At 52.4% G+C, this 13656-nt stretch carries 14 protein-coding genes; 2 read left to right on the top strand and 12 right to left on the bottom strand.

Annotation, left to right across the window (positions count from 1 at the left end):
• Positions 1–7: 7 nt before the first annotated feature.
• The 4 genes from K2F33_RS18125 to lpdA all read right to left on the bottom strand — a co-directional run bounded on the left by K2F33_RS18125 (position 8) and on the right by lpdA (position 4984).
• Entirely contained in the window at positions 8–1384 is a 1377-nt protein-coding gene (locus tag K2F33_RS18125; protein WP_263878192.1) for a dihydrolipoamide acetyltransferase family protein, read from the bottom strand.
• Positions 1385–1410: 26 nt separating this feature from the next.
• Entirely contained in the window at positions 1411–2397 is a 987-nt protein-coding gene (locus tag K2F33_RS18120; protein WP_089548084.1) for an alpha-ketoacid dehydrogenase subunit beta, read from the bottom strand.
• Positions 2397–3428, bottom strand: coding sequence for a thiamine pyrophosphate-dependent dehydrogenase E1 component subunit alpha (locus K2F33_RS18115; RefSeq protein ID WP_076170034.1), 1032 nt, complete (start codon positions 3426–3428; stop codon positions 2397–2399). Before K2F33_RS18115 ends, K2F33_RS18120 begins: the two co-directional genes overlap by 1 nt.
• Positions 3429–3562: 134 nt before the next feature.
• Positions 3563–4984: a dihydrolipoyl dehydrogenase gene (gene lpdA, locus K2F33_RS18110; RefSeq protein WP_263878191.1), complete on the bottom strand. Its 1422-nt coding sequence runs from the start codon at positions 4982–4984 to the stop codon at positions 3563–3565.
• 215 nt (positions 4985–5199) lie between these two features.
• Between lpdA and K2F33_RS18105 the strand changes: the two genes are divergently transcribed.
• Positions 5200–5499, top strand: coding sequence for a DUF2627 domain-containing protein (locus K2F33_RS18105; protein WP_076170032.1), 300 nt, complete (start codon positions 5200–5202; stop codon positions 5497–5499).
• Between the two features lie 49 nt (positions 5500–5548).
• Here the strand turns inward: K2F33_RS18105 and K2F33_RS18100 are convergent, their stop codons facing one another.
• Positions 5549–5893, bottom strand: coding sequence for a hypothetical protein (locus K2F33_RS18100; protein WP_212984375.1), 345 nt, complete (start codon positions 5891–5893; stop codon positions 5549–5551).
• 105 nt (positions 5894–5998) lie between these two features.
• Positions 5999–6211 (bottom strand): hypothetical protein, encoded by a 213-nt coding sequence (locus K2F33_RS18095; protein WP_076170030.1) that lies wholly within the window; start codon positions 6209–6211, stop codon positions 5999–6001.
• A gap of 200 nt (positions 6212–6411) precedes the next feature.
• On the opposite strand from K2F33_RS18095, the gene K2F33_RS18090 reads away from it, so the two are divergent.
• Positions 6412–7017 (top strand): thymidine kinase, encoded by a 606-nt coding sequence (locus tag K2F33_RS18090; RefSeq protein WP_084203876.1) that lies wholly within the window; start codon positions 6412–6414, stop codon positions 7015–7017.
• 178 nt (positions 7018–7195) lie between these two features.
• On the opposite strand, the gene K2F33_RS18085 is transcribed toward K2F33_RS18090, so the two are convergent.
• The 6 genes from K2F33_RS18085 to recN all read right to left on the bottom strand — a co-directional run bounded on the left by K2F33_RS18085 (position 7196) and on the right by recN (position 13639).
• The gene (locus K2F33_RS18085) at positions 7196–7408 is read right to left on the bottom strand and encodes a DUF3006 domain-containing protein (RefSeq protein ID WP_263878190.1); all 213 of its coding nucleotides are present in this window, start codon (positions 7406–7408) and stop codon (positions 7196–7198) included.
• A gap of 5 nt (positions 7409–7413) precedes the next feature.
• The gene (locus K2F33_RS18080) at positions 7414–8301 is read right to left on the bottom strand and encodes a ComEC/Rec2 family competence protein (protein ID WP_263878189.1); all 888 of its coding nucleotides are present in this window, start codon (positions 8299–8301) and stop codon (positions 7414–7416) included.
• Positions 8302–8360: 59 nt separating this feature from the next.
• Positions 8361–9200: a copper amine oxidase N-terminal domain-containing protein gene (locus K2F33_RS18075; RefSeq protein ID WP_263878188.1), complete on the bottom strand. Its 840-nt coding sequence runs from the start codon at positions 9198–9200 to the stop codon at positions 8361–8363.
• A 285-nt stretch (positions 9201–9485) separates the two neighbouring features.
• Positions 9486–10289, bottom strand: coding sequence for a sporulation transcription factor Spo0A (gene spo0A / locus K2F33_RS18070; protein ID WP_076170026.1), 804 nt, complete (start codon positions 10287–10289; stop codon positions 9486–9488).
• A 184-nt stretch (positions 10290–10473) separates the two neighbouring features.
• Positions 10474–11799, bottom strand: a complete 1326-nt coding sequence (gene spoIVB / locus K2F33_RS18065) for a SpoIVB peptidase (RefSeq protein WP_212984377.1) — start codon at positions 11797–11799, stop codon at positions 10474–10476.
• 103 nt (positions 11800–11902) lie between these two features.
• On the bottom strand, positions 11903–13639 hold the full coding sequence (gene recN, locus K2F33_RS18060; RefSeq protein ID WP_263878187.1) for a DNA repair protein RecN: 1737 nt from the start codon (positions 13637–13639) through the stop codon (positions 11903–11905).
• Positions 13640–13656 lie beyond the last annotated feature (17 nt).

Raw genomic sequence — 13656 nt, 5'->3', positions numbered from 1 at the left:
CTTTTCATTAGTAAACTTTGGTATCCAGCGTATAGCCCTCTACGTTTTCCTTCACGCGCTGCAGGAAGCGTCCGCAGATGACTCCGTCCAAAATCCGGTGGTCCAGCGACAGGCAGATATTCGCCATCGAACGGACGGCGATCATGTCGTTGATCACGACAGGCCGCTTCACGATCGATTCGAAGGTCAGGATAGCTGCCTGCGGATAGTTGATAATCGGGTAAGACAGGATCGAACCGAACGATCCGGTATTATTCACCGTAAAGGTGCCGCCCTGCATATCCTCCAGCTTGAGCTTGCCCTGCCGCGTTTTGGTCGCCAGTTCTTCGATTTCACGGGCGAGACCGGCAATGTTTTTCTGATCGGCCCGTTGAATAACCGGTGTCATAACGGAGTCTTCCGTCCCGACGGCGAGGGAAATGTTGATGTCCCGTTTCACAATGATCTTATTGACCGCCCAGACCGAGTTCATGATCGGGTAATCCTTGATCGCATTGACCACAGCCTTCAGAAGAAACGCCAGATAGGTTAAATTATAGCCCTCTCTGCGCTTAAATTCATCCTTCAATTTGTTGCGCAGCAGCACCAGGTTGGTCACGTCGACCTCGATCATCGTCCAGGCATGCGGAATTTCCGACACACTTTGGCGCATGTTCGTCGCAATGGCGTTGCGGATCGGGGTGACGTCGATCATCGTCTCGGCGCGCCCGTTCTGGTCCTCGAGTTCCACGGCCGGAATACGCGGCGACTCGGTCATATGCAGACCTGACTGCCGGCTGGATGCTGGCGAAACCGGGATGTACTGCTCCGGACGGACCGCAGGATTGGCATGCGGCAGCCCTTCGAACGGAGAATGAACCTCTCTCTTCGCAGGAGCTTCCTCAGCCCGGCCGGTTTCCGCTGCCGCACCGCCGTTTTCGATATAAGCAAGGACATCCTTACGGGTGATCCGTCCGCCCATGCCCGTTCCTTGGACGGCGCTCAGGTTCACGCCATGCTCGGCTGCAAGGCTTTGCACCGCTGGAGAATACCGGCCGCGCATGGACTGGTCGCCAGAGGCTTCGGCCTGCGCCGGGACCGCAGTGGTACGCGGTTCGACCTGAGGCCGTTCCTCCGCCGGAGCCCCCGCGGCGCCTGCCGCCGCAATGCGGCAGATGACCTCGCCGACGGCGACGGTCTGGCCTTCCTCGGCGACCCATTCTCCCATAATCCCGTCCACCGTGGACGGGATTTCCGCGTTGACCTTATCGGTGATGACCTCACAGATCGGCTCATACTGTTCCACCTTATCGCCAGGCTGCTTCAACCATTTGGCGATGGTGGCGGACACGAGCGATTCTGCCAGCTGTGGCATCACCATATCGGTAAACTTTTGATTTGACATATTTTCACTCCTTCACTCGGCAATTCTCAATAAACCGCCAGTTCGTGCATGGCTTGCTTGACCTTATCCTTGCTCAGCATAAAGAACTTCTCCATCGGCGGACTGATCGGCATGGCCGGTACGTCCGGACCGCACAGCCGCTTGATCGGCGCATCGAGGTCGAACAGGCATTCTTCCGAAATAATGGCGGACACTTCGGCGCCCACACCACCCGTTTTGTTGTCCTCGTGTACGATCAGCACCTTGCCGGTTTTGCGGACCGCCTCAATGATGGCGTCACGGTCCAGCGGCTGCAGGGAGCGCAGATCCAGAATATGGGCCGAAATGCCTTCTTCTTTCTCCAGCTCTTCGGCGGCTTGAAGGCAGAAGTGCAGCGGCATGCTGTAGCCGATGACCGTGATGTCGGTCCCCTCGCGCAGCACGTTAGCTTTGCCGATCGGTACAGTATAGTCGTCCAAAGGCACGTCGCCTTTGATCATGCGGTAGCATTTTTTATTTTCAAAAAACAGCACCGGGTCCGGATCGTTGATCGCAGCTTTCAGCAGTCCTTTCGCGTCATAGGCGGTAAAAGGCGCTACGATTTTCAAACCGGGGGTGCCGAAGAAGATCGATTCCGGGCATTGGGAATGGTATAATCCCCCGAAAATGCCTCCGCCGATCGGCGCGCGAACGACGACCGGACAGCTCCAGTCGTTGTTGGAACGATAGCGGATTTTCGCGGCTTCACTAATAATTTGGTTCGTTGCCGGCAGCATGAAGTCGGAGTACTGCATTTCCGCGATCGGCTTCATGCCGACCATGGCCGCGCCGATCGCAACGCCGGCGATGGCGGATTCCGCCAGCGGCGTGTCGATGACCCGCTCCTCGCCGAACTGGTCCTGCAGGCCTTTGGTCGTCGTGAACACGCCGCCTTTAACGCCGACATCCTCACCGAGGACAAACACGTTTTCGTCTTTTTCCATTTCTTCTTTCATTGCCAGACGAATCGCATCGATATATTCCATTTCGGCCATTAGTATACCCCCTCTTCGCTATCGCCCGCATACACATGCTTCAGCGTATCCTCGGGTTTCGGGAACGGAGCATTGTCGGCCGATTCGGTTGCTTCCTTGATCTCAAGAGCCAACTGCGCTTGTAAGTCCGCATCCTTTTCTTCATCCCAAATGCCGCAGCTGATCAAATATTGTTTAAAACGGACAATGCCGTCTTTTTTCCAGTTCTCATCCACTTCTTCTTTCGTACGGTATGCCAAGTCGTTATCCGAGGTGGAGTGCGGAGACAAGCGGTACATCATGGCTTCGATCAGCGTAGGTCCTTCACCGCGGACAGCACGTTCACGCGCTTCCTTCACGGCTTTGTATACCGCAAGCGCATCGTTGCCGTCCACCCGGATGCCCGGAAACCCATAGCCAAGCGCACGGTCGCTGACTTTGCCGCTGATCTGCTTATGAAGCGGTACCGAAATGGCATACTGGTTGTTTTCGCACATAAAAATCACAGGCAGCTTATGAACGCCCGCAAAGTTGGCTCCCTCGTGGAAGTCCCCCTGATTGCTCGAGCCTTCGCCAAAAGTGACAAACGAAACGAAATCCTGTTTCCTCATCTTGGCGGACAAGGCTACGCCTACGGCGTGGGGCACTTGGGTCGTGACGGGGCTTGAGCCCGTTACGATCCGCAGCCGCTTGCTGCCAAAGTGTCCAGGCATTTGCCGCCCGCCGCTGTTCGGATCGTCAGCCTTCGCAAAGGCCGACAGCATCAGTTCGTACGGAGTCATTCCTACCGATAACACAAATGAATAGTCGCGATAATAAGGCAAAAAGTAATCCTTTTCCCGATCCAGCGCAAACGCCGCGGCGGCCTGGGCCGCTTCCTGACCGATTCCCGATACGTGAAAGTTAATCTTGCCAGCCCGCTGCAGCAGCAGGTTACGCTCGTCAAATTTGCGCCCGAGCAGCATATATCTGTACATGTCGATGACTTGGCCATTGGTGAGTCCAAGCTGCTCATGCTCATGTGGCGTGTGAACAGTACCCTGATCATTCATGGGAGGTACCTCCTTATTTTAGAGCCTGCAGTCTGTCCCTGATCTACTATTAAAACCTGGTACTAAGACTTGGCTTAACCCTATTATAATCATAACCGCGGCGAAAAGAAAAGAACCGATTCTAAATTTTGGTCTTACATTCCGATGGATTTACCGTCTACCGCCAGCATCGCCTCGCCCAAAATTTCCGAGAGCGTCGGATGCGGATGCACCATCTGCCCGATCTCCCAAGGGGTTGCATTCAAAAATTGGGCCAATGCCGCCTCGCTGATCAGGTCGGTCGCATGGGCTCCGATCATTTGAACGCCTAAAATGTCGTTTGTCTTAGGATCAGCTACTACTTTTACGAATCCTTCCTTGCTCCCCTGTACCAATGCCTTCCCGATGGCCTGGAACGGGAACTTGCCGACCTTAACCTCGAATCCGCGGCTGCGGGCTTCCTTCTCGGTGATGCCGACACTGGCCACTTCGGGTCTTGTGTACACGCACCTTGGAATCAGATCCGCATCCCCCGGGTGAACTTCTTCTCCTGCCAAATGGTTGACGGCCGCAATTCCTTCATGGCTTGCCGCATGCGCGAGCTGCAGCCCGCCAATGACGTCGCCGATGGCATAAATATGGGATTCGCCGGTTTGATAATGTTTATTGACTGCTATAAAACCGCGCTCCACCCGGACATCCGTGTTCTCCAGACCGATGTTCTCCACATTCGCCTGGCGGCCGATCGACACAAGCAGCTTGTCCGCTTGAAGCCGTTCGGTTTTGTCCCCAACACGCACATCGATCTGCACCTGATGATCCGCTGCTTCGTATGTCTCCGTCTGCAGCTGGGCCCCGGTAATAATTTTGATGCCCCGGCGCGAAAACGACTTCTGAAGCTCACGGGCCACCTCTTCATCTTCTGCGGGCAGCAGCTGGCCTGCCGCCTCCACAACGGTAACCTCTACGCCGAAATCGTTCAGCATCGAAGCCCATTCGACACCGATCACGCCGCCGCCAACGATGATGATGGACTTCGGAAGCTCCTCCATTTGTAGTGCCTCGTCGCTGGTCAAAATATGTATTCCGTCGGGTTCAAGTCCTGGCAGCACTCTTGGACGGGAGCCTGTGGCGATAATCAAATGCGTCGGAACCACCGTCTCCATCTCCCCATCCGCAAGCTCCACAGCAACGGCACCGCTTTTCGGCGAAAAAATGGAAGGACCGATGACCCGCCCTTTTCCATGAACCACCTGAATTTTATTTTTGCGCATCAGGTATTGAACCCCTTGGTGCAGCTGATCTACGATCGCTTCCTTCCGCGCCTGAACTTTGGGAAATTGGAGTGCGGCCCCTGCTGTTTCGATGCCGTAGCTCTCGCTTTCTTTAATCTCTGCGTATACTTCCGCGCTCCGCAGCAAAGACTTACTTGGAATACAGCCGCGGTGCAGGCATGTTCCTCCCAGCTTGTCCGCTTCGATAATAACGACTTCCTTGCCCAGCTGAGCTGCGCGGATTGCAGCCACATAACCGCCGGTACCGCCGCCCAGAACGGCTACGTCACATGATATAGTCATTGTCCATCCCCCATCTTAACATGTTTATATTGAAACCATTTGGCGCATAACTTATGACAAGTTGTGCCCGGAGTAAGAAGCACTCCATCGCTTTTATATTGTACTCGGTTTTCACCGCATTACAAAATGTTATCACATGTCCGGAAATAGACAAAGATTCGCCGGACGAGTTATGATATAGTGGACTAAAACAGGCCAACAGGAAGGGATTTTTCATGAAACTGATTATTTCCCGCTTTATCGCCATCCTGATCCTCGTCATTCCGGGACTGGCGGCAATGACCGGATTTTTGTTTATGAAAGATGCGGTATTCGAATATTATTCGCTCCACGGCGATGCGAGCGTCGCCCATCCGTCGTTTGCGTGGGGACATTTTGTGCTCGGCCTGCTCCTGTTCGTGGCAGGGATGAGCTTTCTCGGCGGCTGGATTCTGTTCCGGGACCGCAAACGAAACTATGTAGGGCCGCGTTTCAAGGAGAAGCGCAAGCCCAAACCGCCCGTACAATCATCATAATGCCGAATTCCAAGACCAGGAATCGAACAAAGAACCCCGAACTGCAGATTTATCTCAGAACGGGGTTTTGTTGTTGGTCCGAATCTTGATCGGTTTCGCTGGCGATAATGTCAAGAACGACATCCTCCTTCACCAATCCGTACTCCGGATTCCCCAGCACCGGAAGATTCGTCAGCGTTCTGCTCGTTAAGACGACCTTCAGCTCGTTATCGCGGTTGTAAAGCACAGATTCGACCACAAAGAAATTGTTCAGTAATCCCGCAATGATGGCGATTTGCTGCGGGCTCAATTTCGGCGGGGGCACGCCGGCTTTGGCATACTTTACAACCGGTTTTGCCGGCTTGCGCCGTTTCTTGTTATCCGTGGACCGGTTCACCCAATCACCCCGCTTCAATGTATTCCTGCTCACTTTAGGATATAGCGGATCGTGTGAATTGGTGTATCCCAATTTGCCGCAAAAGCTGCAGCAAGCGACTAGACATGAACCGGACCGGATAAATTATTCGTACAGCGCCTCTCTCAGCTTGGTGGACATCCGTGATTCCTTCGATGAAGACTTCAGCAGCGTGAGCCGCAGTTTATGGTTTTGCTGAACCGCTTCTTCGAGGTCCGCGAGCAGACTGCTGACCAGATCTTCCACTTGCGGATCCTTGCCGAGCTCTGCGGTCAGTTCAGCGATCCTTGCTTTATAAGCTTCTATTTTTTCCTGCATGATGCCGTCTCCTCCAAATGCTCATTCGATCCTTCTTTATATTAACCATACCACGGCCAAACGCCTGCACGCCACTTTCGGTTATTTTTGTAGCCATGTCCGTTTTAATTGTGGTACTCTATAAAAGTCGCAATTTTTCGTGTTTTGTCATCATATAGAACATGAACGGGTTATGCTAACGGGAAAGGAGCAGGCTGAACGTGAATAAAGGACGGATTACCGTAATTACGGGACCCATGTTTAGCGAAAAATCGGGTGAACTTATCCGCCGGTGCCAAAAACTGATCCAATACGGGCGGAAAAAGCTGGTGGCTTACAAGCCCGAGGAGGATCAGCGCTACGCGAAGGACGAAATTGTAAGCCGGATCGGATACCGGCTGCCAGCCATCTCCATTCCGCGGCAGTTGACCGCTGACATCACCGCCAAAATTTTGGCGGAAACCGCTGACGCGGATGTGGTCGCTTTTGACGAGGTTCAGTTCTTCAGCAAGCCGATCCTTGGCCTGGTGGAAGAGCTGGCATACAGCGGGAAGCATGTCATCGTGGACGGACTGAATCTGGACTATCGTGGAAAAGAATTCGGCTACATAGGCGGGCTGTTGGCCATGGCCGACGACATCCAGCTGCTGACCGCCTTTTGTGCGGTATGCGGCAGCCCGGAAGCCGTGTTCACACAGCGGATTGTCAACGGCCACCCCGCTCCGCTGGGCTCGGTAATCATGATCGGGGATTCCGATGATTACGAGCCGCGGTGCCGGTGCTGTTTTGTTCCACCGCATAAGGTCAGTGCCAAAGGAAGCGCCTGATCATACAAAAAAACTCTTCGGGATGATGAGCAAGATCGATCAGCACATCATCCGGCGAAGAGTTTTTTTATAATATCAGAAAGCATAAATTGCAGAGCCATTCCTTCCTGATATTGCAAGAAAAACCTCCTCTAAACGCGGTCTGTCTTCTTTGAAGGTACATCGATAGACGTTTTTCTTATGATTCCCAAACATCGTCCATCAGCTTTTTGATTTCGTCGGTGCGCCGTTTGGTTGCAGCCGGATCGGTCACCCATTTTCCGTCCTTCAGTTCCACAGCGTCTCCTGCCTTCACTTTAGGATCCACTTGTTCACGGGGAACGGCCTGGATGTTACCGTCCACTTCAATGCGGCAATACGGTCCTTCAAAGCCTTCGACATATCCCGTCATCGTTCTCACCTTTCCGTTCGGAATGTCACCTTCTGCCCATTCGACTCCGCTTCAATCGTTCCCTGAAGATCGTTACGGTATACCTTGACGCCCTGCTGCTTCAGCCGGTTTAGAATGACGCTTTTCGGATGGCCGTATGTATTGTCTGCACCCACCTGTATGACCGCATACTTCGGATGAACCCGTTTGAGAAATGCAAGCGTGGTCGACGACTTGGAGCCGTGGTGCCCCACCAGCATGACATCCGCCTGCAAATCCGTTCCGGCGTCAACCATATCCCGTTCGCTGTCCGCCTCCGCGTCACCGGTCAACAGAAAAGAAGTGCGGCCGTACGTTATTTTCACCACGGCGCTCATGTTATTCGAGTCGTCATAACTTTTGCGGGGCGCCAGCATATCGACATGAACCTCATCGTCCATATCCCAAGAGATCCCAGCCTTCGCCGTTTGTACCTTCAGTTTGGCATTTTTTACGGCGCGCAGAACGGATTCAAACGTTTTCGTATTGGCCTGTGCTTTCGGCATATAAATGCGGCCCACCGGAATGTGGTTAATGACCGCATCCAGTCCGCCGATATGGTCGGCATCCGGATGAGTTCCGATGACCGTGTCGAGCTTGGTGATGCCGTATTGGTCCATATATTGCAGCATCAGCTCTTCTTTGTCGTTGTTCCCGGCATCAATCAGCATCGTTTTACCGGAAGGGGAAATAATAAGCTGAGAAGCTCCCTGCCCTACATCAAGAAAAACGACTCGAAGGTTCCCCCCGGTGCTCGCTGGGGTGCTGTTGTTCTCCGGTGCCGGGTTGATCTCCAGACTGCATCCGCTCAGGATCAGTAACGCCGTGATGACGCCTGTCAGCAGTAAAGTGGTTATCTTGGATGTCTTCATCATCGTTCCTTTCACGGCTGTAGCCTTAACAAGTTAGTAATAACTGCCAGAACGTTATCTTATCACGAACCGTACTCGGGGTACAAGGCGAACTGAGCATCACCTGCTTGAAGAAGACCGTTTTTAAACGTGTAGCTTAAGGTTAAATCGCCGATAAATTCGGCAGGGGACACCTGCACGGCCGTAGTCGCTTTCAGGGTATTCCCCTCAAGGGTATAAGTCATAACGCTTCCGATCCCCGGCGGGTGCTTTACAGGGCCGGACTGCAGTTTGGATATAGGGATGACCGTCCGCTCGCCGCGAATATCCAGCTCGACTTGCTTGTCCGTCACTTTACTGTCGAACTGTTTTAAAAATGCCGTATATGCGTCCTCTACAGGTATGGGTTCTGCTGTTTCGGCATACACGAGCGGATTGGAAGTATAAACGCCGGTTCCATATCCTGTCGTTAAAATGATAACAGTATCCTTCTTGCCGTCACCCGTCAAATCGGCCCTTTCGATGATTGGAGCATAGCTTGGATTGTCCACATTGTACCCAGGGATGTGACGGCTGAAAGTCTGAGTCTTCAGCGTTAAGTTTTCATAGGTTCCCGATTCGCTGGCATCTCCGCTGATCTGTATCGTCTGGTCGTCGGATTGCGCAAAGGGAACCTGTTTCTTGTCATCAATTCGAACCGTGTTGCTTTGGCTGTCATAGGTGACTTGTTTGCCAAAAAGCTTTCCGAAGGTTTGCAAGGGTATCATAATTTCATCATCTATGTGAACGGGTGCCGCTTCCGTCACCCACTCGGTTCCGTTGAGCATCACTTTGATGGGGTCCGGTTTCGCCATGACCATTATTGACGTTGCCGACAACACCATCGCAGCCGTGGTGGCAATGATCCATCCTTTTGCTTTCAATGTTAAACTCCTTCCCGTATTCGCCCAGCAAGGTTTCCAATTTTTGATAACAATTTAAGTGTAATTTTAATCAGGCTTGATATCCAGATAAAACTTTGTAACTATATGGAATGAACGAAGAAACTGCAAAATTTTAGTTCAATCTATATATTATTACCCTTCTCAAGATGAAAATAATGGATATCGAAATTTTTCTGGAACAGATGGATCTTCATCAAATAAAAAAACGCCATACTATGATCATCGTCATAGTATGGCGTATTCTTTAGGGTCACGCTATTCCTTTCACGACACCTTATGCTCAATGCGCAGCTTGTCGGCCACCATCGCGATAAACTCGCTGTTGGTCGGCTTCGATTTGCTGATGTTGATGGTGTAACCGAACAGATGGCTGATCGAATCGATGTTGCCGCGCGTCCAGGCGACTTCAATCGCATGACGGATCGCCCGCTCGACCCGGGATGGCGTCGTTTTGAACTTTTCGGCGATCGCCGGATACAGCGTTTTGGTAATGGCACCGAGGATTTCGATGTTGTTGTACACCATCGTAATCGCTTCGCGCAAATATTGGTAACCTTTGATATGGGCCGGAACGCCGATCTCATGAATGATGGACGTAATATTGGCGTCAAGGTTTTTCCCTTTCGCCATCGGAACCACATTGGATTTGGTCGTTGATACCGTCATATTGCCTGTCGTGATATGCTGCTGCCCCACGAGCTGACGAATACGGCTGGCTAGAACCTCCATGTCAAACGGCTTAAGAATGTAGTATGAAGCACCAAGTTGTACCGCTCTTTGGGTGATGTTCTCCTGGCCGAAAGCAGTCAGCATAATGATTTTAGGCTGCGGGGACAGATTCATCTCGCGCAGTCTTTCGAGAACGCCCAATCCGTCCAGATGCGGCATAATAATGTCCAAAATCAATACGTCCGGTATTTTTCTCGATTCACTGATCATATTTAGCACTTCCTCGCCATTATAGGCGATTCCCGTTACCATCATATCGTCTTGCTCGGTAATATATTCCGCAAGCAAATTCGTGAATTCCCGGTTGTCATCCGCCAACAATACCTCTATTTTTTGCACTGGCTGCTTCCTCCTTAGAATCGTATTCCCTTATTTTTCTGCAGAGATAAGTTTTCGACACCCAGCATTAAATTCCTTCTGTCGAAAATTATTTTTGTTTATTTTTTTACCTTGTTGAATTATAATTAATATTTTCATCCATTATTCTAACTATTTCGCGATGAAACGACAAAAAGTCTTAAGGCTACACGGCCTTAAGACTTTTTTGAGTACTTTTCGATTGAGGGAGAACTCCGGAATCCTGAAGCATCCACTCGATGAAGCATCCGTAACCGGACCGCGGATCGTTAACGAACACGTGGGTCACTGCTCCGACCAATTTGCCGTCCTGCACGATTGGGCTTCCGCTCATCCCTTGGACGATGCCCCCCGTCTTCTCCAGCAGGCGCGGATCGGTAATTCGGATGACCAGTCCTTTGGTGGCCGGCGATTCCTGCTTCGCCACATGGACAATATTGACCTTGAACCGTTCGACCTGCTGCCCATCCACCACAGTCAAAATTTCGGCCGGGCCTTCTTTAACCTCCTGGGCGAATGCTACCGGGATGCCTTCTTTATACAAGCTGTGATCCGGATTCTGATTCATCTTGCCGAAGATTCCGAAATGCGTGTTGCGCTCAATATTACCGAGGATTTTACTTTCCTTGAGAAAATGCGCTCTCTTCTCGCCAGGTTCGCCATCTTGGCTCTTCGATATCGAGGTTACGCTGGACTGCAAAATTTCACCGCTGCCGACTGAAATCGGCGTTTGCGTGTTCATATCCGTAATGACATGGCCCAGTGCCCCATAAACGCCTTGATCGGGAGCATAGAAGGTTAACGTTCCGACACCTGCGGCTGAGTCGCGAATATACAGTCCTAATCGCCACACCCTGTCTTCCTGGTCATAGGCGGGGGACAGCTTCGTGCTCATCTCTTTGTTTCCGCGTTTGAATTTGATTTCGACCGGTCGCTTGCTTTTGCCCGCCTCTTCGACTACTTTGGCAACTTTTGCGACATCGTCCATCGGAACCCCATTCATGTGGGTCATTAAATCACCCAGCTGGATTCCGGCATTCTCGCCAGGGGACACCTTTGTATCGGCATCCACGCTGACCAGGTGATGCCCAACGACCAAAATGCCCGCCGATTTCACCTTCACTCCAATGGTTTGTCCTCCCGGTATAACCTTGAGTCCGGGAACGACGTGGATCTGAACGGTTTTAAAAGGGATGGTTCCGAATAATTTCAAGGTTACTTTCGCCATTCCGCTGTGCTGCGGCGTCAGCTGCAATGGACGTCCTGGAGTCACCTTGGCGGTAACGGCGGAACCGTTGAGATGCAGAACGCCCGGACGGTCGACGGTAGCTTGGGCCGTCACCGGCATGGAGAGCGCTTGTGCCGTTCCCGCAAACATCCTGATTTCATTCGGGATGGCGGCCAGGCTTTGTACCGGCTCTGTTGTTCCTAAAAAACAAAGAAAGAAGACAATGAAAAGACCGAGCATTTTATTCCTGAGGCTGGAGTTCAATGGCTGTCACGCTCCCTTTTGCTTCTTTCGCTTGACGAAAGGTGGTCGCCAATTGCGTACCTTTAAGATTACCCCGCCTCTAGGCTTTTATTACTGTCAATCATTACTCTGGTGCGGATTTGACGGCTTTCCGCTCGTCCGCCAGCTTCAGCATTTCCTGGGCATGATGGAGCGTTTTCTTCGTGATTTCCACCCCGCCGAGCATGCGGGCCAATTCTTCAACCCGGCCCTTCGTCGAGAGCTCTTCCACGTGCGTCATTGTACGTCCTTCATCCACATTCTTTTCGATTAAATACTGATGATCCGCCATGCAGGCCACTTGCGGAAGATGGGTAATCGAAAACACCTGGCAGGTCTCAGCCAGCTTGTTCAGCTTCTCGGCGATGGATTGTGCCGCTCTTCCGCTGACCCCCGTGTCCACTTCGTCAAAGATCAGGACCGGAATGCGGTCATGGCGGGCAAAGATGCTCTTCATCGCCAGCATCATCCGGGATAACTCACCGCCTGACGCGATCTTGCTGAGCGGCCGCAGCGGCTCGCCCGGGTTCGGGGATATCATAAACTCAGCGGTATCAAATCCCTGTCTGGTGAGCCGGATCTTCCGGCCGTCGACCTCGATCCCCCGCGGATCATCAAGCCGCTCCAGACGGACTTCCAGTGACGTTCGCTCCATGTGCAGGTCCTTCAGCTCGGCCTCGACCTGTCGGGCGAGATCCGCAGCGCACTGCTGTCTTGCTTCGCTTAGCTCCAGGGCGGATTCAACCAGTCCGTTCAGCAGTCCTTCCCTTTGGGATTTCAGCTGCTCCAGACGCTCATCCTTGTTCTCCAGCAGGCTCGTTTCCTGCAAGATCGACTCGTAATAGGCCAGAATCTGCTCCACGCTGTCCCCGTATTTACGTCGGAGTGTGGAGATGAGATCCAAACGCTGCTCCACCTCTTCCAGCCGTTCGGGGTTAAACTCGACCTGATCCCTGTAATCCCGGAGCTGAAAGGCAGCGTCCTCCAGCTGGTAAAAAGCGGACTGCAGCTGCTCAAGTACCGGCTTCAGACCCTTCTCATCATACTTCATAACGTCTTCCAGACGGGAAATGGCCGTGCTGATCACGCTGATTCCCTGATGCCCGTTCAGCAGCTCATAGGATCCCGATACCGCATCCATCATTTTCTCGCTATGGGATAGCTTGACCCTTTCTTCGCCCAGCCATTCATCTTCTCCGGATTTTAATGAAGCGGCTGAGATTTCTTCCAGCTGGAAACGATAGAGATCGAGCATCTGATACGCTTTCTGGCTGGATTCCATCAGCTCCCGGAGCTCCTTCTCCACTTTGGAGAACGCCGCATACCGTTCCTGATATTCCCGTTTGATGGGTCCGATCAGCGTATCCCCGTAAGTATCCAGCAAGCTGAGATGCCTGTCTGCGCGCAACAGGTTCTGATGCTCATGCTGGCCATGAATGTTGACCAGCTGCTCGCCGACTTCCCGCAGCATCGTCAAGTTAACGAGCTGCCCGTTGATTCTTGACGTGCTCTTACCCTGGGACGTCAGTTCCCTGCGGATAATTAAATGCTCATCATGACTTCCTCCGACACCGATCTTGGCCAAGGCTTCCCACACGGGATGGCCTTCCTGCAGCTCGAACATCGCTTCAATCTCCGCCTTGTCGCAGCCATAGCGGATCAAGTCCGCCGAGCCTCTTCCTCCGGCAATCAGCCCCAAAGCATCGATAATGATGGATTTCCCGGCACCGGTCTCCCCGGTCAGCACGTGAAAGCCGGGATGAAAATGGACGTCGACGGATTCGACGACCGCCAAGTTTCGGATACTCAATGTTAAAAGCATGATAAAAAGCGCACCTC

It is taken from the genome of Paenibacillus sp. PSB04, assembly GCF_025809195.1.
Lineage (GTDB): Bacteria > Bacillota > Bacilli > Paenibacillales > Paenibacillaceae > Paenibacillus_AQ > Paenibacillus_AQ favisporus.
The sequence above is the reverse complement of the archived record's forward strand: the minus strand, read 5'-3'. Positions and strand labels throughout refer to the sequence as shown.